This window comes from Lawsonibacter asaccharolyticus (assembly GCF_022453915.1).
In the GTDB taxonomy this organism is placed as follows: domain Bacteria; phylum Bacillota; class Clostridia; order Oscillospirales; family Oscillospiraceae; genus Lawsonibacter; species Lawsonibacter asaccharolyticus.
This window is the reverse complement of the sequence record NZ_CP091870.1, coordinates 1,328,333-1,346,441: the sequence shown is the minus strand read 5'-3', so window position 1 is coordinate 1,346,441 and position 18,109 is coordinate 1,328,333. Positions and strand designations below refer to the sequence as shown.

17 protein-coding genes are annotated in these 18,109 nt (G+C 65.7%); 4 read left to right on the top strand and 13 right to left on the bottom strand.

The window, feature by feature from the left end; all coding sequences use genetic code 11:
* Nucleotides 1-15: 15 nt before the first annotated feature.
* Nucleotides 16-1,224: an AGE family epimerase/isomerase gene (locus L9O85_RS06365; protein WP_050624621.1), complete on the bottom strand. Its 1,209-nt coding sequence runs from the start codon at nucleotides 1,222-1,224 to the stop codon at nucleotides 16-18.
* Nucleotides 1,225-1,536: 312 nt separating this feature from the next.
* On the opposite strand from L9O85_RS06365, the gene L9O85_RS06360 reads away from it, so the two are divergent.
* From L9O85_RS06360 to nagB, 3 genes are read left to right on the top strand one after another with little or no spacing between them, the layout of a single operon-like run.
* Nucleotides 1,537-2,916, top strand: coding sequence for an ROK family protein (locus L9O85_RS06360; protein WP_050624620.1), 1,380 nt, complete (start codon nucleotides 1,537-1,539; stop codon nucleotides 2,914-2,916).
* 6 nt (nucleotides 2,917-2,922) lie between these two features.
* Complete coding sequence (gene nagA / locus L9O85_RS06355; RefSeq protein ID WP_050624619.1) at nucleotides 2,923-4,038, top strand: N-acetylglucosamine-6-phosphate deacetylase; 1,116 nt, start codon at nucleotides 2,923-2,925, stop codon at nucleotides 4,036-4,038.
* A 21-nt stretch (nucleotides 4,039-4,059) separates the two neighbouring features.
* Nucleotides 4,060-4,785, top strand: coding sequence for a glucosamine-6-phosphate deaminase (nagB, locus tag L9O85_RS06350; protein WP_277102910.1), 726 nt, complete (start codon nucleotides 4,060-4,062; stop codon nucleotides 4,783-4,785).
* An 87-nt stretch (nucleotides 4,786-4,872) separates the two neighbouring features.
* Here nagB and L9O85_RS06345 read toward each other — a convergent pair whose 3' ends face one another.
* The gene (locus tag L9O85_RS06345; protein ID WP_050624617.1) at nucleotides 4,873-6,045 is read right to left on the bottom strand and encodes an NAD(P)-dependent malic enzyme; all 1,173 of its coding nucleotides are present in this window, start codon (nucleotides 6,043-6,045) and stop codon (nucleotides 4,873-4,875) included.
* Nucleotides 6,046-6,422: 377 nt separating this feature from the next.
* Between L9O85_RS06345 and L9O85_RS06340 the strand changes: the two genes are divergently transcribed.
* Entirely contained in the window at nucleotides 6,423-7,769 is a 1,347-nt protein-coding gene (locus tag L9O85_RS06340) for an APC family permease (RefSeq protein ID WP_050624616.1), read from the top strand.
* 215 nt (nucleotides 7,770-7,984) lie between these two features.
* Here L9O85_RS06340 and recN read toward each other — a convergent pair whose 3' ends face one another.
* The 11 genes from recN to nusB are packed head-to-tail and all read right to left on the bottom strand — an operon-like array spanning nucleotide 7,985 to nucleotide 18,002.
* On the bottom strand, nucleotides 7,985-9,667 hold the full coding sequence (recN, locus tag L9O85_RS06335; protein ID WP_301579941.1) for a DNA repair protein RecN: 1,683 nt from the start codon (nucleotides 9,665-9,667) through the stop codon (nucleotides 7,985-7,987).
* A gap of 27 nt (nucleotides 9,668-9,694) precedes the next feature.
* A complete protein-coding gene (locus L9O85_RS06330; RefSeq protein ID WP_050624614.1) occupies nucleotides 9,695-10,147 on the bottom strand; it encodes an arginine repressor in 453 nt (150 codons plus the stop codon).
* A complete protein-coding gene (locus L9O85_RS06325) occupies nucleotides 10,144-11,016 on the bottom strand; it encodes an NAD(+)/NADH kinase (RefSeq protein ID WP_050624613.1) in 873 nt (290 codons plus the stop codon). The genes L9O85_RS06330 and L9O85_RS06325 overlap by 4 nt, the downstream gene beginning before the upstream one ends.
* Nucleotides 11,013-11,831, bottom strand: coding sequence for a TlyA family RNA methyltransferase (locus L9O85_RS06320; RefSeq protein WP_050624612.1), 819 nt, complete (start codon nucleotides 11,829-11,831; stop codon nucleotides 11,013-11,015). Before L9O85_RS06320 ends, L9O85_RS06325 begins: the two co-directional genes overlap by 4 nt.
* The gene (dxs, locus tag L9O85_RS06315) at nucleotides 11,806-13,680 is read right to left on the bottom strand and encodes a 1-deoxy-D-xylulose-5-phosphate synthase (RefSeq protein ID WP_329737564.1); all 1,875 of its coding nucleotides are present in this window, start codon (nucleotides 13,678-13,680) and stop codon (nucleotides 11,806-11,808) included. Before dxs ends, L9O85_RS06320 begins: the two co-directional genes overlap by 26 nt.
* A gap of 51 nt (nucleotides 13,681-13,731) precedes the next feature.
* Nucleotides 13,732-14,196, bottom strand: coding sequence for a divergent PAP2 family protein (locus L9O85_RS06310; RefSeq protein WP_050624611.1), 465 nt, complete (start codon nucleotides 14,194-14,196; stop codon nucleotides 13,732-13,734).
* A 31-nt stretch (nucleotides 14,197-14,227) separates the two neighbouring features.
* Nucleotides 14,228-15,112, bottom strand: a complete 885-nt coding sequence (locus L9O85_RS06305) for a polyprenyl synthetase family protein (protein ID WP_050624610.1) — start codon at nucleotides 15,110-15,112, stop codon at nucleotides 14,228-14,230.
* A gap of 1 nt (nucleotide 15,113) precedes the next feature.
* On the bottom strand, nucleotides 15,114-15,347 hold the full coding sequence (xseB, locus tag L9O85_RS06300; RefSeq protein WP_050624609.1) for an exodeoxyribonuclease VII small subunit: 234 nt from the start codon (nucleotides 15,345-15,347) through the stop codon (nucleotides 15,114-15,116).
* Nucleotides 15,347-16,555 (bottom strand): exodeoxyribonuclease VII large subunit, encoded by a 1,209-nt coding sequence (gene xseA, locus L9O85_RS06295; protein ID WP_050624608.1) that lies wholly within the window; start codon nucleotides 16,553-16,555, stop codon nucleotides 15,347-15,349. Before xseA ends, xseB begins: the two co-directional genes overlap by 1 nt.
* Nucleotides 16,552-17,496 (bottom strand): DNA-binding protein, encoded by a 945-nt coding sequence (locus L9O85_RS06290; protein WP_413464694.1) that lies wholly within the window; start codon nucleotides 17,494-17,496, stop codon nucleotides 16,552-16,554. The genes xseA and L9O85_RS06290 overlap by 4 nt, the downstream gene beginning before the upstream one ends.
* Nucleotides 17,493-18,002, bottom strand: coding sequence for a transcription antitermination factor NusB (gene nusB, locus L9O85_RS06285; RefSeq protein WP_050624607.1), 510 nt, complete (start codon nucleotides 18,000-18,002; stop codon nucleotides 17,493-17,495). Before nusB ends, L9O85_RS06290 begins: the two co-directional genes overlap by 4 nt.
* Between the last annotated feature and the right edge of the window lie 107 nt (nucleotides 18,003-18,109).

Sequence of the window (18,109 nt, the reverse complement as noted above, 5' to 3'; positions counted from 1 at the left end):
GCCGTCCTCCGGCCCTCAGTTCTGCTCCAGGATCTGCCCGATCAGCTGATCCGCCATGATCAGGCTGCGGGGCACGTGGAAGGGCCCTTTGAAGGTGCAGCCCTTGCAGGCGGGCTCGGTGGGCTTGCCGTCCCGGCGGAGATAGCCGTACCACTCGCCGTACTCCGGGTCCGCGAAATAGGTCTTGCAGTAGTCCACGGTCTTGTAGAACCAGTCCAGATACTTCTCGTCCCCGCTGTCCCGGTACATCATCAGACTGGCGATCAGGATCTCGTTGTGGGGCCACCACAGCTTCATGTCGTGCTCATAGGCCTCCGGCGGGAATCCCATGCAGTCCACGAAGTAGAGCAGGCCGCCGTACTCCTTGTCCCAGCCCCGCTCGATGGCCATATCAAAGACCTCCATGGCCTTCGCCCGCAGCTCCGGGTCGTCCTCGTACTTGGCCTCCTCCATCAGGAACCAGCTGCACTCGATGTCGTGGCCCGGATTGACGAAGCGGCCGGCGGAGATGTCGGACCAGAACTCGCCGTTCATGCCCACGGTCTCCAGGGTGCACTTCAGCTCCGGCTTGTGGTGATAGCGGAAGATGGTCTCCACGCACTGCTTGGCCCGGGCGTCATAGACCTCCCGGTGCTCCGGGTCGCAGCGGCGCATCACTGAGGTGATGTTCAGATAGATCATGGGGTCGGCCAGGGCGCGGCCGCTCCGGGTCTCCGGGATGGTCTTGGGGCCCATGCCGGCGGGGTCCTTGATGAGGCCGTTGTTCAGCTGATAGATCAGCTCATAGGCCCGGCGGGCCCGCTCCAGGCACTCCCTGTCCCCCGTGACCGCGTAATACTCCGCGTTGGCCAGGGCGTAGAAGCCCTCGGAGAAGCAGTAGCGGCGCTGGCGCAGCGGCTTGCCGTCGCCGGTGACGGTGAAGTACATCCGGCCGTCCGCCTCCCGGTTGATGCAGTGCTTCTCCATGAAGTCCAGACAGCTCTTGCTGGCCTCCAGCCACTCCGGCCGGGTGCCGTAGACGGTGCACAGATAGGCGTAGGTCCAGCCGCACCGCCCCTGCATCCACACGCTCTTGTCCGTGGAGAACAGGCGCCCTGTCCGGTCGATACAGGTGTAGACGCCGCCGTGCTCCTTGTCCATGCCGTATTTCAGCCAAAATTCGGCACTGGACGCCAGTTCCTTCCTGACCCACTCCCTGGTCTCCTGCAATCTCTTTCTGTCCATAAATTTCAACCCCTTATGACGGCAAAAGCCGCTGTTTTTTGGATTTTTCCACAACGATCCAAATCTGTAACTCCATCATAGCACTCCAGGAAAGTTTTTTCAATGAAATAATTTGTGAAAAATTTTTCCCGCATTTTAGGTGACAATCCACTCCCTGCATGATACAATTATACAAGAGCGTTGGAATATCTCCCCCCTCGATTGGGCGTCTTGCTCCAAACCGCGCTTCCGGCTTCTCATTATATCCCCGAACGACGGGAATCGCAACAGCCAGAAAGAAGGACTTCCAAAAATTTTAGGAGGCGATTTGTCGTGAATCAGTACGGTATCCAATTTGAGGTCAAAAACAAGCCCAGCCTGGACCCGGAGTTCATGCCCATCCTGAAGTTCAACCGCGCGTTTCTTGAGACGGCGAAGAAGCCGGTCTCCATTGCCCTGGAGCGCTCCGGCGGCCAGGTGGCAGTGTGTGACACCTTCATCCACGGCACCCCGGAGATGCGCCAGGCCGACCAATACTACATCGACCGCTTGGTCAAGTCCATGCTGTGGATGAAGGGCGGCTTCAAGGTGTATGTCAGCGGGGACGAGGACATTTACAACTATCTGAAAAAGACCTTCGCCCCCGGCGGCGCCCGTTCCTTTGACTCCGACTTTATGGCCGGCGTGTATGAGCGCCCCTTCGAGGTGGTCTTCTGCGACAAGGTCCCCCAGGAGGCGGGCGCCTCCCAGGCTGTCGGCCGCCATCTGGCGGGCTGCCGGGTGGGCTTCGACGCCGGCGGCAGCGACCGCAAGGTGTCCGCTGTCATCGACGGCGAGCCCGTCTACTCCGAGGAAGTGGTCTGGTTCCCCAAGATCACCGAGGACCCCGACTATCACTATGACGGCATCGTCTCCGCTTTCAAGTCCGCCGCCGAGAAGATGCCCCGGGTGGATGCGGTGGGCGTCTCCTCCGCCGGCATCTACATCGACAACCGGACTATGGTAGCCTCCCTGTTCCTGAAGGTGCCCAAAGACAAGTTCAACGAGAAGGTAAAGGACATCTATATCCGGGCCGCCCGGGACGTGTTCGGCCCCGACATCCCCCTGGTGGTGTGCAACGACGGCGACGTTTCCGCCCTGGCGGGCGCCATGGGCCTGGGCGAGAACAACGTACTGGGCATCGCCATGGGCACCAGCGAGGCTGTGGGCTATGTGGACGAGAAGGGCAACATCACCGGCTGGCTCAACGAGCTGGCTTTCATGCCGGTGGACGTGAACCCCGACGCCATGGAGGATGAGTGGTCCGGCGACATCGGCTGCGGCGTGAAGTACTTCTCCCAGGACGGCGTCATCAAGCTGGCTCCCCGGGCGGGCATCAACCTGTCCGAGTCCCTCTCCCCCGCGGAGAAGCTGAAGGAGGTCCAGAAGCTGATGGATCAGGACGGCAACAACGCCGCCGAGATCTACCGCTCCATCGGCACCTATCTGGGCCACGCCCTGGCCTACTACTACGACCTGTATCACTGCAGGCACGTGCTGCTCCTGGGCCGGGTCATGTCCGGCAAGGGCGGCGACCTGGTTCTGGAGGAGGCCAAGCGGGTGCTGGCCGACGAGTATCCTGAGTGCTCCGGCAAGCTCTTCCCCGCCCTGCCCGACGAGAAATCCCGCCGCGTGGGCCAGTCTGTGGCCGCCGCCAGCCTGCCGGAGGTGTAAGCGCCCATGATCATCGGCAACGCCAAGCTGTTCCTGGACGGCGCCTTCCAGGAGGGCTCCCTCACCTTTGAAAACGGCGTCATCACCGCTGTGGGCCCCGCCCAGGGTCCCTGTGACCTGGACGCCGGGGGAAAGTATCTGGTCCCCGGCTTCCTCGATGTCCACACCCACGGGGCCATGAACGAGGACTTCTCCGACGGGCGGCCCGAAGGACTGCCCATCATGTCCCGCCACTACGCCGCCCACGGCGTCACCTCCTTTCTGGCCACCACCATGACCCTGAAGGAGGAGACCCTCACCCCCGCCATGCACGCCATCCGGGACTTCCGCCGCCCGGCGGACGGCGCCAAGTGCGCCGGCATCCACCTGGAGGGTCCCTTCCTGTGCTACGCCAAGCGGGGCGCCCAGGCGGCGGAGAACCTGCACGAGCCGGACGCTTCCATGTTCCACCGCCTCAATGAGGCCAGCGGCGGCATGGTCCGCCTGATCACCGTGGCGCCGGAGGAGGAGGGGGCCATCCCCTTTATCCGGGAGGTCTCCCAGACCTGCACCGTCTCCCTCGGCCACACCACTGCCGGCTATGAGACCGCCATGGCGGCCTATGGTGCGGGGGCCAGCCACGCCACCCACCTCTTCAACGCCATGCCCTCCTTCCTCCACCGGGAGCCCGGGGTCATCGGCGCGGCCCTGGACAGCGGCGCCACGGTGGAGCTGATCTGTGACGGCCTGCACATCCATCCCGCCGTCATCCGGGCCACCCACAAGCTGTTTGGAGACAAGCTGGTCATCATCAGCGACTCCCTGCGCTGCGCCGGCATGCCCGACGGCGAGTATGAGCTGGGCGGGCAGCCCATCGAGATGAAGGGTGGCAAGGCCACCCTTCGCGGGACCGACACCCTGGCCGGCTCCTCCTCCAACCTGCTCTCCGAGCTGCAAAACGTGGTGGCATTCGGCCTGCCTCTGGAGGACGCCGTCACCGCCCTCACCCTTGCTCCCGCCAGGGCCGTCCGGCTGGACCACCAGATTGGCTCCTTGGCCGTGGGCAAGCAGGCCGACCTGGTGCTGCTCAACCCAGACCTCACCCTGGACTCCGTCTATGTGGACGGGGAAAAGGTCCGCTGAATTTAGAAGGAGGAATCCCCCATGAAGATCATTTCCGCAAAGGACTATCAGGCGCTCAGCCGCGCCGCCGCCAATATCATCTCTGCCCAGGTCATCCTCAAGCCCAGCTGTGTCCTGGGCCTGGCCACCGGCTCCAGTCCGGTGGGCACCTATCAGCAGCTCATCGAGTGGTACAAGAAGGGTGACCTGGACTTCTCCCAGGTCCGCACCGTCAACTTGGACGAGTATGTGGGGCTGGACAAGGACCACGACCAGAGCTACGCCTACTTCATGCGCACCAACCTGTTTGACCACATCAACGTGGACCCCGCCAACACCAACATCCCGGACGGCATGGCCCCCGACGAGGCGGAGGAGTGCGCCCGCTACGACAAGGTCATCCATGACCTGGGCGGCATCGACCTGCAGCTGCTGGGCCTGGGCGTCAACGGCCACATCGGCTTCAACGAGCCCGCCGACGCCTTCTCCACCGGCACCCATCAGGTCACCCTCACCGAGAGCACCCGGGACGCCAACAAGCGCTTCTTCGCCAGCATCGACGAGGTGCCCACCCACGCCCGCACCATGGGCACCCGGGAGATCCTTCAGGCCCGCCGGGTGCTGATGGTGGCCTCCGGCGCCAACAAGGCCCAGGCCATCAAGGACGCTTTCTTCGGCCCCGTCACTCCCCAGGTCCCTGCCTCCATCCTTCAGTACCACCCCGACTTCACCCTGGTGGCCGATGAGGCGGCCCTCTCCCTCCTGTAAGGAGCCGGACATATTTTTAAACCCAGCAGGGCCGCGGAACTGTTGTTCCGCGGCCCTGCTTCCATCTCTTTTCTGTCTGCGCTCCCCTCACAGTCGGGCCACGCCGGTCTCCCGGGCCGCCTGGGCCACCGCCTGGGCCACTGCGGGCACCACACGGGGGTCAAAGGGCTTGGGGATGATATTCTCCTCCGACAGCTCCTCCTCCCCGATCAGGCCGGCCAGGGCCCGGGCGGCGGCCATCTTCATCTCCTCGTTGATGTCGCTGGCCCGCACATCCAGCGCGCCCCGGAACACCCCGGGGAAGGCCAGCACGTTGTTGATCTGGTTGGGATAGTCGCTCCGGCCGGTGGCCACCACCCGGGCTCCCCCCGCCTTGGCCTCCTCTGGGAAGATCTCCGGCGTGGGGTTGGCGCAGGCAAAGACGACGGCGTCCTTCGCCATGGTGCCCACCATCTCCGGGGTCACCACCTTGGGGGCGGAGACGCCGATGAACACATCTGCCCCCACCATCATCTCCGCCAGGGTGCCGGTGCGGCGCTCCAGGTTGGTCACCTCGGCAATGGCGGCCTGTGCCTCGTTGAGCTGAGGATCTCCTTTACACACCGCGCCAAACTTATCGCACAGGGTGATGTGCCGGAACCCGGCGGACAGCAGCAGCTTGGTGATGGAGATGGCCGCCGAGCCCGCGCCGGAGAACACCACCTTCACGTCCTCCTTCTTCTTCCCCACCACCCGCAGGGCGTTGGTGAGGCCGGCCAGGGCGATGATGGCCGTGCCGTGCTGGTCGTCGTGGAACACCGGGATATCGCACATCTCCTTCAGCCGGCGCTCGATCTCAAAGCAGCGGGGGGCGGAGATGTCCTCCAGGTTGATGCCGCCGAAGGAGCCGGAGATGTTGTACACCGTCTGGACGAACTCGTCCACATCCTTGGTCCTGACACACAGGGGGAACGCGTCGATGCCGCCGAAGGTCTTGAACAGGACGCACTTGCCCTCCATCACCGGCATCCCGGCCTCGGGGCCGATGTCCCCCAGGCCCAGCACGGCGGTGCCGTCGGTGATGACCGCCACCAGGTTGTGCCGCCGGGTGAGCTCGTAGCTCTGGCTGGGGTCCTTCTGGATCTCCAGGCAGGGCTGGGCCACCCCGGGGGTGTAGGCCACCGACAGCTCCTCCTTGTTCCCCGCGGGCACCGTGGCCACCACCTCGATCTTTCCCTTCCACTCCCGATGCAGCCGGAGGGCCTCTTTCGCGTAATCCATAACTCCATTCCTTTCCATGTATCATCTCGGTCCCGCGCGCGGGACTTCCTTCCATACCGCTATTATACCGGATCGGACAAAAATCGCAACCGCTTTCTCCTCCCCTCTCCCACATTTCTTTCTCCCGGTGCCGGGGGCCTTTTGGTGCATCTCTCCCCGCCCCGCGGGAAAGATATCCGGTGCGGGAGGCGCCCCTCCCCGCCTACGCCGGCCCAAACAGGTCTCCGTGCGCGAAAAGACGAAAAAAATCACGTTTTTGCTTTTCTTTCAGGGGAAAATATACTATACTATTAGGGACTGTATCCGTACTGCATCCCGGGCGCTGGCACATGGTGTTTTCCAGCCCCTGGCCTTTTTCAGAGAGGAGGCGGCCTGCTTTGGAGCAGCAACTGACGAAAAAATACGGCCTGCCTACCGCCATCTGCATGGTGGTCGGCATCGTCATCGGCAGCGGCATCTTTTTCAAAGCGGAAAAGATCCTCAACGCCACCGGCGGCGACCTGCGCACAGGCATCCTGGCCTGGATCATCGGCGGCCTGATCGCCATCTCCAACGCCTGCGCCTTTGCCGTCATGGCCACCCGCTATCAGAAGGTGGGGGGCATGGTGGACTATGCCGAGGCCGCCGTGGGCCGGGCCTACGGCTACTATCTGGGCTGGTTCCTGGCCGCGGTCTACTATCCCTGTCTGACCAGCACCCTGGCCTGGGTGTCCGCCCGCTATACCTGTGTCCTGCTGGGCTACGACATCGTCAGCGGCGAGTGCATGACCATCACCCTGTTCTATCTGGTGGCCGCCTACTTCATCAACACCATGGCCCCCCGTCTGGCCGGCAAGCTCCAGGTCTCCATGACCCTCATCAAGCTGGTCCCCATCCTGCTCATGGCCGGGATGGGCACTGCGGCAGGGCTGCGGAGCGGCATGACCGCCGCCAACTTCGCCCAGGTCACCGCCGACACCGTTACCGCCTACCCCCTCTTCACCGCCCTGGCCGCCACGGCCTTCGCCTATGAGGGCTGGGTGGTGGCCACCACCATCAACGCGGAGCTCAAGGACCCGAAGCGCACCCTGCCCCTGGCCCTGGTCTGCGGGGTGGGCATCATCATGCTGATCTATCTGTTCTACTATGTGGGCATCGCCGGAGCAGTCCCCAACGCCGTCATGATGGAGAGCGGGGAGCATGGCGCAAGGCTGGCTTTCTCCACTATCTTTGGCCAGGCTGGGGGCACCATACTGTTTGTCTTTGTGCTCATCTCCTGCCTGGGCACCTGCAACGGGCTGATGATGGGCTGCACCCGGGGATTTTACGCCCTGGCGGCCCGGGGAACAGGGCCCAAGCCTCAGATCCTCTCCCAGGTGGACCCCTCCACCGGCATGACCTCCAACGCGGCTGCAGCTGGACTGCTGGCCTGCGCCTTCTGGGGGACCTACTTCTATTTCGGCTGCCTCCAAAATCATCTGGGCCCCTTCCGCTTTGACTCCTCCGAGATCCCCATCATCACCCTCTACGCCATGTACCTCCCCATCTTCCTGGGCTTCATGCGGGAAGCCAGGGAGGAGCCGCCCTTCCGCCGCTTCGTGCTCCCCGCCCTGGCCCTGTGCAGCGGCCTGTTCATGGTGATCGCCGGCATCCTGTCCTACCAGTGGGACTGCCTCTATTATCTGCTCTTCTTCGCCGTCTTTATGGCGGCGGGGGCACTCTTCTACAAGCGGAAGAGCCTCTGAGCCCGCTGTCATCGGTCAGCCCGGAGCCCCCCGATGGGGGCTCCGGGCTTTTTTCAGCGGCCAGAGAGGCAGGAATGTGGTCCGGTCCCCTTTCTTCAGGCAGCGGTGCCTGGGGCAGCCGAGACAGAAAAGAAGAACACAAAAGCGCAGGGGCTGTAAGTCCCTGCGCTTCGCCTCTTTTATTCCGCTCCCGTCTCTGGGCCGCACCCCCGGGATCACTTCTTTTTGACTGCCTCCGCCTGATCCAAGAGCTCCTCCGCGCTCCTGCGCAGGGCCGGAGTCACCGCCGCCCCGCCGATGAGCCGGGCCAGCTCCTCGATGCGGCCGGCGCGGTCCAGCCGCTCCACCCGGGTGTAGGTCCGGCCGTCCCGCTCCCCCTTCTCCACCGAGAAATGGGTGTCCGCCATGGCGGCGATCTGGGGCAGGTGGGTGACGCAGAGCACCTGCTTCTTCCGGGCCACCTGGGCCATCTTTTCCGCCACCTTCTGGGCCGCCCGGCCGGACACTCCGGTGTCCACCTCGTCAAAGACCAGGCTGTCGATGCTGTCGTCCTCCGCCAGCACATTTTTCAGCGCCAGCATGATGCGGGCCAGCTCTCCTCCGGAGGCCACCTTCTGGATGGGCTTGAGAGCCTCGCCCACGTTGGCGGACATGAGGAACTGCACCTCGTCCCCGCCGGTCTCATCCAGCCCCCAGGCCCCCTCCTTGGGGGCGAACTCCACCTGGAAGCGGACTTTGGGCATGTCCAGCTGGCGCAGCTCCTCCTGCACCCGGGTCTGGAGGGCCTCGGCCGCCCGCCTGCGGGCCTGGGAGAGCACCCCCGCCCGCCTCGCCGCCTCCTCCCTGGCCTTCTCCAGCTTCTGGCTCAGGCGGGCGATGGTGTCGTCGGCGTACTGGATCTGGTCCAGCTCCTGGCGGCTGCGCTCCAGGTAATCCAGCATCTCCTCCACCGTGGAGCCGTACTTCTTTTTCAGCCGGTAGATGGTATCCAGCCGCCCCTCCAGCTCGTCCAGTTCCTCCGGGGAGAAGTCCAGCTCCTCCTCCAGATCCCGCAGCAGCTCCACCGCGTCGTCCGCCTCACACCGCAGCTGGGACAGCTTCTCCTGGAGCTGGGAGAGGCGGTCGCTGTACCGGGCCACCCCCTGGACAGCCCCCTCGGCCTCTGCGAGCAGGTCGGCCGCTCCCCGGCCGTCCTCGTCCCCGGACAGGGCGTACTGGGCGGTCTGGACCGCATCCATCAGCTTCCCGGCGCTGCGCAGAAGCTGGCGCCGCCCGTCCAGTTCCCGGTCCTCCCCCGGCTTCAGGTCGGCCCGCTCCAGCTCCCCGATCTGGAAGGTGAGGGTGTCCACCCGGCGGGAGCGCTCCGCCTCGTCCATCTCCAGTTCCCCGATCTTTCTCCGCAGCTCCGCCAAGGCTCTGTATGCCTCCCGGAAGGAGGCCAGCTCCCCCTCCGTGTGTCCGGAGCGGTCCAGATAGCCCAGATGGCAGGCCGGGTCCAGCAGCTGCTGTCCGTCGTGCTGGCCGTGGATGTTCAGCAGCTGACGCCCCAGCTCCCGCAACTGGGCCACGGTCACCAGCCGCCCGTCCACCCGGCAGATATTCCGGCCGTCCCCCTGGATCTCCCGCTGGAGGAGCAGCTCCTCCCCCGCCGGGACCCCGTTCTCCTCCAGCCAGCCCAGCCCGGACACGCCGGTGAACACCGCGTTGACCAAGGCCGACTTCGCCCCGGTGCGGATCAGCTCCCGGCTGGTCCGCTCCCCCAGCACCGCACTGATGGCGTCAATGACAATGGACTTGCCCGCTCCGGTCTCACCGGTCAGAGCGTTGAAGCCAGGATCGAACTGGATATCGGCCCGCTCGATGACCGCGATATTCTCAATGTGAAGCAGAGAAAGCATCTTTGCCCCTCCTGACCTGTCTCAAACTCACTCCAGCAGCTTGTGGGCTTCGCTGCAAAATGCCTCTGCCGAGGCGCTGTCCCGCATGATGAGCATCCCGGTGTCGTCCCCCGCCAGACTGCCCACCATCCCGGCGATCTCCATCCCGTCCAGGGCGGAGCAGGCCGCCGAGGCCAGCCCGGGCATGGTCTTGACCACCACCAGATTCTGGGCCGCCTCCACCGAGACCACCCCCTCCTTGAAGATGTTCCGCAGCCGGCCCGCGGAGCTCTTTCCCTCCTGCCGGTCCGCTGCCACATAGCGGTAGCTGCCGGAGGGGGCCAGCTCCTTCACCAGCCGCAGCTGTTTGATGTCCCGGGAAATGGTGGCCTGGGTGGTGGTGAACCCCCGCAGCTTCAGCTCAGCGAGCAGCTGCTCCTGGGTCTCCACATCCATCATGCGGATCACATTCAAAATCTCCGCCTGTCTCGCTCGCTTCACAGCTCATACCCTCCCAGCTTCTGATAGATGATCTGATAAAAGTTCCGTTCCGTCAGCCGGATCAGCCGGGTGGACTGACGGGCACAGGAGATCTCCACCCGCTCCGTTCCGGTGATGCGCAGAGCCTTGCCCCCGTCCACCGCCAGGTACAGATGCTTCCGGCTCCCCCGGGGGAGCTGGACGGTGACCAGCCGCTCCGGCGCCAGCACCATGGACCGGGTGGACAGCTGGTGGGCGCACACAGGAGTGACGATGATGTCCCGTGAGGTGGGCTCCACGATGGGCCCGCCCGCTGACATGGAGTAGGCGGTGGAACCGGTGGGGGTGGAGACGATGACCCCATCCCCCATCAGGTTGGTGACCAGCACCCCGTCCGCCCGGACCTCCATCTCGGCCACCCGGGCCATGGAGCCCTTGGAGATCACCGCGTCGTTCAGGGCCAGGTCCTCCGAGAGCACCTTCTCCCCCCGGAGCACCCGGACGGAGAGCATCATCCGCTCCTCGGTCCGATACTCGCCGGCGGCCAGCAGGGTGAGCAGGCTCAGCTCGCCCCGCTCCAGCTCCGCCATAAAGCCCACGCTCCCCATGTTCACCCCCAGGATGGGCACGTCGTGGAGGGTGGCGTCCCGGGCCGCGTGGAGGATGGTCCCGTCTCCGCCGAAGCAGAGCAGCACATCCGCCCGCTTCAGCTCCTCCTCCATGCTGCCCAGCTTCACCTGCCGGGGCAGATCCAGCCGGTCCCCCTTCCTGGGGGCAAAGGGGAGGCAGAGGGCCGTCTCCGCCCCGGCGTTGTTCAAGATCCTGCGGGCCTCCAGCGCCACCCGCAGGCCCCTGTCCCGATAGGGGTTGGAACTGAGCAGCACTCTCACGGCTGTCCCTCCTTCCCCTGGAGGGACCGGTGGGACTCCTCCACCAGCTCCCTCAGGTCTCCGGACCAGACCGGGCCCTCCCCCTCGGTCCCCAGCCAGCCCAGGTATTCAATATTGCCCTCCGGGCCGGTGATGGGGGAAAAGGTGATATCCTTTACAGAAAATCCCGCCTCCCGGGCATGGTCCAGGAAGTGCTCCAGCACCTCCAGATGGACCGCCGGGTCCCGAACCACCCCTTTTTTGCCCACCTTTTCCCGGCCGGCCTCGAACTGGGGCTTGACCAGGCACACCGCCTGGGCCCCCTCCCGCACCAGGGGGCGCATGGGGGGCAGGATCAGCCGGAGAGAGATGAAGGCCACGTCCACGGAGAAGAAGTCCAGGGGCTCCGGGATCTGCTCCCCGGTGAGGTAGCGGGCGTTGGTCCGCTCCATGCACACCACTCTGGGGTCGCTGCGCAGCCGCCAGTCCAGCTGGTTGTAGCCGGAGTCTACGGCGTACACCTTCTCCGCGCCCCGCTGGAGCATGCAGTCGGTGAAGCCGCCGGTGGAGGAGCCGATGTCGGCACACACCGCCCCCTCCAGACGGATGGGCCAGCGCTCCACCGCCTTCTCCAGCTTCAGTCCTCCCCGGCTCACATAGGCCAGGGTCCTGCCCCGCACCTCGATGGCACAGCCGGGCCCCACCTGGGTGCCCGCCTTGTCCACCTTCCGTCCGTCCACATAGACCTGCCCTGCCATGATCATGGCCTGGGCCTTCTGGCGGCTCTCCGCCAGTCCCCGGGCAGTCAGTTCAACATCCAGCCGCTGTTTTGTCAAATCGCAGCACCTCCATGGCCCGCTGGGCCAGCCCGGCTCCGTCCAGTTCCAGGAGCCGCTTCAATTCTCCCACGCTGCCGTGGGGGGTAAAGGTATCGCCGGAGCTGCACAGCGCCACCCGGGCGCTGATGCCGGCCTGCTCCAGCGCGCAGGCGAGCCGCTCTCCCACGCTGCCGGCGGAGACGCTGTCCTCCGCCACCAGCAGGGCGCCCGTCCGGCGCACAGAGTCCAGCACCGGAGCGGCATCCAGCGGTGTAATGATGTTCAGCTTTACAACTTCCGCCTCTACGCCCCGCTCCTCCAACAGCCGGGCCGCCTGGAGCACATCGTTGATCTCCACACCGTAGGACACCAGCGTGATGTGGGACCCCCGTCGCAGGACGGCCGCCGGGGCCCGGCCGCTGTCCTCCCGGTACTCCCCCTCGCCGCCCCGGGGATAGCGCACCGCCGCCGGCCCGTCCCAGCGCAGGACCGCCTCCTCCAGCATCGCCTTCAGCTCGGCAAAATTGGCGGGGGCATAGACCCGCATCCCAGGGACGCTGTTGAGATAGGACACGTCAAAGACCCCCTGGTGGGTCTCACCATCCTCCCCAACCAGCCCGGCCCGGTCCACTGCCAGCACCACATGCAGCCGGTCCAGAGCCACGTCGTGGAGGAGCATGTCATAGGCCCGCTGGAGGAAGGTGGAATAGACCGCCACCACCGGGACCGCCCCCTGCTTGGCCATGCCGGCGGCCATGGACACCGCGCAGCCTTCGGCAATGCCCACATCGAAAAAGCGGTCCGGGAACTGGAGGGCAAAGTAATCCAGCCCAGTCCCGGTCTGCATAGCCGCCGTGACGGCGCAGACCCGCGGGTCCTCCCGGGCCAGCCGGGCCACCTCCCGACCAAACACGGAGGAGAAGCTGGCCCGCCCCTGCTTCAGGGGCTCCCCTGTCTCGGGATCAAAGGGGGACACGCCGTGGTAGGCGTCGGGATTCTCCTCAGCAGGTGTGAAGTCTTTTCCCTTTATGGTCCTGACATGGAGCAGGACCGGCTCCTTCAGGTCCCGGGCGTAGCGGAGGATCTCCGTCAGCTCCCGCAGGTCGTGGCCGTTCACCGGCCCCAGATAGGTGAAGCCCATATTCTCAAACAGGCTGCTGGGGAGCAGGCTCTCCTTCACCGCTTTCTTCAGCCGGTGGGTCACCCGGTAGATCTTCCGCCCGAACCAGGTGGCGTTCATCACCTTCCGGTAGTACTTCTTGAAGGTGAGATACTGGGGCTTCAGGCGCTGGCGGGCCAGGTGCTCCGCCACGCCGCCCACGTTCTTGGTGATGGACATGCCGTTGTCGTTGAGGATGACCAGCAGCTGGCCCCTGCTCTGCCCCGCGGTGGACAGGCCCTCATAGGCCAGTCCGCCGGTGAGCGCTCCGTCTCCGATGAGAGCCAGCACCCGGTAGTCCTCCCCCAGCATGTCCCTGGCCCGGGCCATCCCCACCGCCACCGCCACCGAGTTGGAGGCGTGTCCGGCGATGAATGCGTCATGGACGCTCTCAGATGGCTTGGGGAAACCGGCGATCCCGCCGAGCTGCCGGATGGTGGACATCTGCTCCCGCCGGCCTGTGAGCATCTTGTGTGGGTAGCTCTGATGGCCCACGTCAAAGACCAGCCGGTCCCGGCTGGTGTCGAACACCCGGTGGATGGCCACGGTGAGCTCCACCACCCCCAGGTTGGAGGACAGATGCCCTCCGGTCCGGGCTACGTCCCGGATCAGCTCCTGCCGGAGCTGGCCGCACAGCTCCCGGGCCTCCTGGTCCCCCATCCCCGCCAGGATGGGGCCATATGAGGTTGTTTTGTCTCTCTTATCCAAAAAAATCCCTCACAGCTTCCTGGGCGGCGCCGCAGCGCCTCCCCTCCCGGTTTACCAGATCATGGGGCCGGTGATGCCAATGGCCGTGCCCAGCAGAGCCCCCATCAGCACCTGGGGGAGCGTGTGGCCCAGGTGCTCATTCAGCTTCTTTTTGGGCTTGAGCTCCTCCGGCATCTCCTTCCAGTGGGCCATCACATAGTTGAGCACCTTGGCCTGCTCCCCAGCGGCCCGGCGCACATTACAGGCGTCGTACATCACCACCAGGGCCACCACCGCCGCCAGGGAGAACAGGGGCGCCTGCCAGCCGTAGATCTGCCCGATGGACGCCGTAGCCGCGCAGATGAAGGAGGAGTGGGAGCTTGGCATGTCGCCGCTGCCTACCATCCGTTTCAGGTCCAAGTTCCGGTTCACGACCAGATTGGCCACTGTCTTGATCAGCTGGGCCAGGAACCACGCCAGGATGGACAGATCCAGCACCAGATTCCCCGTTAAAAAACCGGTACGCCCCTCAAACATTTGCCTTCGCTCCCTTCTGTCCCGTCTGTTTTCACTTCCGCCGGGAGGCCAGCTCCCGGGCCAGCCAGATGAGGAAGTCCGGCTGCGGGAATCCGTTCAGTGCGGACACTGCCTCCTCCGTCAGCTGCTCCACCAGCGCGCCGCTCCCCTCCAGTCCCAGGGCCGTGACGAAGGTGCTCTTCTCTCTGGAGCGGTCCGAGCCCACCGGCTTGCCAAACTCCTCGGTGGTGCCCGTCACGTCCAGCATGTCGTCCCGGATCTGGAAGGCCCGGCCCAGCTTCTGAGCATAGCGGGCCACGGCCCGCCGCTGCTCCGGGCTCCCCCCCGCGGCAATACACCCCAGCTCCGCCGCGGCGGAGATCAGGGCGCCGGTCTTCAGGCTCTGGAGCAGCTCCAGCTCACTCAGGGACAGGCTCCGCCCCTCCCCCGCCATATCCAGCACCTGTCCCCCCACCATGCCGGAGGGACCGGCCGCCCGGGAGAGGCAGTCCACCCCCTCTGCCATCTGCTCCGGGGAGAGCAGATCCCGCCGGGCAGTCAGCATCTGAAAGGCCGCGGTGAGCAGGCCGTCCCCGGCCAGCACCGCGGTGGCCTCCCCATACACCCTGTGGTTGGTGGGGCGCCCCCGGCGCAGGTCGTCGTCGTCCATGCAGGGCAGGTCGTCATGGATCAGGGAGTAGGTATGCACCATCTCCACCCCGCAGGCAAAGGGCAGGGCCCGCTCCGGGTCGCCGCCGCACAGGCGGCAGCACTCCAGGGTCAGCACGGGCCGGACCCGCTTTCCCCCCGCCATCAGGCTGTACTCCATGGCCTCCTGGAGGTCCGCGTACCGGTCGTCCTCCCGGAATATGGCCCCCAGGGCCTCCTCGATCCGCTTCTGGTCGCCGGCCAGCCGGCGCTCAAATTCCAGGCTCATATCACAGTTCTCCTCCAAAGGGCTCCTCCCGGGGCTGTCCGTCCTCCCCTGCGGTGAGCAGGGTCACCTTCTGCTCCGCCTGATCCAGGCGCTTGGTGCACTCCCGCATCAGCTTCGCCCCCTCTTCAAAGAGCGCCATGGCCTCATCCAGCGGGGCGTCCCCCCGCTCCAGCAGGCCCACGATCTCCTCCAGCCGGGCCATGGACTGCTCAAAATCCAGCTTTTTTCCCGCCATCACAGGCACTTCCTTTCCTCCACCCGGCACGCCAGGCTGCCGTCCGACAGGCGCAGCTCCAGCCGCTCTCCCGGGGCCGCATCCTTGACAGAGGCGATCAATGTTCCATTCTCATTTCGGGCGATGGAGTAGCCCCGGCCCAGCACCTTCAGCGGGCTCATGGCGTCCAGCGCCGCGCTGTCCCGGGCCAGGCGCTCCCGCGCCCGGGACAGGATCTGCCCGGCCCCGTGTCCCAGCCGCTGTCCCTGGTAGTCCAGCAGCAGCCTCCGGTCCCGGAAATAGGCCCCCGGGTCGGTGAGCATCCGGCTGCGGCCCAGCCGCTCCAGATCCTTCCTGCGCCGGGCCAGCAGGCTGCCGGTCCCCTTCTCCAGCCGCTTGGCCAGCCCGTCCAGCCATGCGTACAGCTCATTCTGGTCGGGCACCGCCAGCTCCGCCCCGTTGGAGGGGGTGGCCGCCCGCAGGTCGGCCACAAAATCAGCGATGGTCACGTCGGGCTCATGGCCTACGGCGGAGATCACCGGGATCTGGGAGCGGTAGATGGCCCGGGCCACGCACTCCTCGTTAAAGGCCCACAGGTCCTCCATGGAGCCGCCCCCCCGGCCGGTGATGATCAGGTCGGCGGCTTGATGGAGGTTGGCCCAGTCCAGGGCGGCGGCGATCTCCTCCGCCGCCCCCTCCCCCTGCACCCGCACCGGCAGGACGCGCACCTGGGCCAGGGGGTATCTGGCCCCCAGGATGCGCAGCATGTCCCGCACCGCCGCCCCTGCCGGAGAGGTGATCAGGGCGATGCGCCGGGGATAGGCGGGCAGAGGCCGTTTGTGGGCCTGGTCGAACAGGCCCTCCCGCAGCAGCTTCTCCTTCAGCTGCTCAAAGGCTACGTGCAGGTCCCCCGCTCCCTCCGGGGTCAGGCGGACGCAGTACAGCTGATACTGCCCGTCCCGTGGGAACACGGTGATCCGCCCGGCGGCGATGACCTGCATCCCGTTCTCCGGGCGGAAGCGCAGGGAGGCGGCGTCCCCCCGGAACATGACGCACCGCAGTGCCCCCTGGCTGTCCTTCAGCGTAAAATAGTGGTGCCCGGAGGGATACATCTTATAGTTGGACAGCTCCCCCCGCACCAGCAGGCCGGAGAGGAGCCGGTCCCGGTCCATCCAGCTCTTGATATAGCCGCTTACCTGGGAGGGACTGAGGATGGTCTCTTCTCTCATGCCAGCTCCCCTCCCTCCAGGGCCCGTCGGGTCAGGATGGCCACCCCCATGGCGTTGTCCGTGGAGTAGCAGGGCTGGGCGAACAGGGCGCCGCAGCTCCTCTCCATGGCGGCCCGCAGCTGTCGGTTGGAGGCCACACCGCCGGAGCACAGCACCGGCAGGCCGGGGCAGCGGCGCTGGGCCTCCTGGGTGGCCCGGAGGACCACGCTGCACACCGTGTCCAGGGTGAAGCGGGCCACGTTGGCCGGGGCCTCTCCCTCCGCCAGCAGTCTCTTCACCTGATTCTCCATCCCGGACAGGGAGAACGTGAGGTCCTTCAGCTTCACGCGGTACTCCATACAGGCATCCGCCTGAGGATAGAGCTCGTCCAGCGCTTTGCCAGCTGGGAACTGGAGCCCCAGCAGGACGCCGGTGCGGTCGATGAGCTGGCCAGCGGAGATGTCGCTGGTCCCGCCCAGCTTCTCCGCCGCCACATTGGTCCCCTGGGGCCGGACCAGCAGCAGCTCGGTGGTGCCGCCGGACAGGTGCCAGGCCAGGAAGGGACCGTCCAGCAGGTCCGTCCGCCCGGCGGACCAGGCCGCCGCCGCCAGGTGCCCCTGCTGGTGGGAGCAGGCAAAAAACGGCACCCCAAGGGCGGCGGCCAGCGCCCTTCCCTGGGACTCCCCCGCCAGGAAGCAGGGCATGTAGGAGCCCTCCACAGCCCGGGGCCGGGTGCTGGCCCCCACTGCCTTCAGGTCCCGGAGCAGTCCGCGGCCCTCCAGCTCCTCCAGCAGCGCCGGGAGCTGCTTCACATGCTGGAACAGGGCGTCGCTCTGCCGCAGTCCCAGCTCTCCGGGCCGCACCGCCAGCAGGCGGCCGGCGTTGCAGCCATCCGCCCCGTCAAAGACGGCTGCGGAGGTGGTATAGTTGCTGGTATCCAGTCCCAGAACCGGCATGGTCATTCCTCCGGCTCCTCCGGCCCCGCCGCTTCCTCCTCCTTCTTTTCCGGCTTGGGGGCGGAATCGGCAAACTCTGCCCGGACAAAGGAGCCCAGGATGCCGTTGATAAAGGAGACCACCTCGGCCGGCTCATAGTTCTTGGCGATCTCCACCGCCTCGTTGATGGCGGCGGAGTTGGGGATCGCCGGCATATACAGCACCTCATACATGGCGGTGCGCATCACCGCAGCCGCCATGCGGGGGATGCGGGCAAAGCTCCAGCCCACGGAATAGCGGGAGATGTAGTCATCCAGCTCCGGCCCGTGGACATAGACCCCCTGTACCAGATCCCGGATGTACTGCCGCTGCTTCTCGTTGGGAAACTGGGCGTAGAGGGGCTCCTCCTCCCCCAGCTGTGCGAACCGCTCCCGGGTCATCTCGTGCTCCAGCAGCTCCTCCGCGCTGCGGCTGCCAAAGCCCAGTTCATAGATCATATGCACCGCGACCTCACGGGCGTTGCTTCTCGTCATTGTGTGATCCCTCCGTCACTTGGGCCCTCTGTCCCAATCTTTCTCTCTGGCCCGCGTCTCCGGGGCTCCGACTTTTCATCCAGATCCATTATATACATGTATATACA

Bases quoted from the DNA above. Each gene is read 5' to 3' on its own strand.
- L9O85_RS06365 (WP_050624621.1), bottom strand. From the start codon at position 1,224: ATGGACAGAAAGAGATTGCAGGAGACCAGGGAGTGGGTCAGGAAGGAA.
- nagA (WP_050624619.1), top strand. From the start codon at position 2,923: ATGATCATCGGCAACGCCAAGCTGTTCCTGGACGGCGCCTTCCAGGAG.
- nagB (WP_277102910.1), top strand. From the start codon at position 4,060: ATGAAGATCATTTCCGCAAAGGACTATCAGGCGCTCAGCCGCGCCGCC.
- L9O85_RS06345 (WP_050624617.1), bottom strand. From the start codon at position 6,045: ATGGATTACGCGAAAGAGGCCCTCCGGCTGCATCGGGAGTGGAAGGGA.
- recN (WP_301579941.1), bottom strand. From the start codon at position 9,667: ATGCTTTCTCTGCTTCACATTGAGAATATCGCGGTCATCGAGCGGGCC.
- L9O85_RS06310 (WP_050624611.1), bottom strand. From the start codon at position 14,196: ATGTTTGAGGGGCGTACCGGTTTTTTAACGGGGAATCTGGTGCTGGAT.
- L9O85_RS06305 (WP_050624610.1), bottom strand. From the start codon at position 15,112: ATGAGCCTGGAATTTGAGCGCCGGCTGGCCGGCGACCAGAAGCGGATC.
- xseB (WP_050624609.1), bottom strand. From the start codon at position 15,347: ATGGCGGGAAAAAAGCTGGATTTTGAGCAGTCCATGGCCCGGCTGGAG.
- xseA (WP_050624608.1), bottom strand. From the start codon at position 16,555: ATGAGAGAAGAGACCATCCTCAGTCCCTCCCAGGTAAGCGGCTATATC.
- L9O85_RS06290 (WP_413464694.1), bottom strand. From the start codon at position 17,496: ATGACCATGCCGGTTCTGGGACTGGATACCAGCAACTATACCACCTCC.
- nusB (WP_050624607.1), bottom strand. From the start codon at position 18,002: ATGACGAGAAGCAACGCCCGTGAGGTCGCGGTGCATATGATCTATGAA.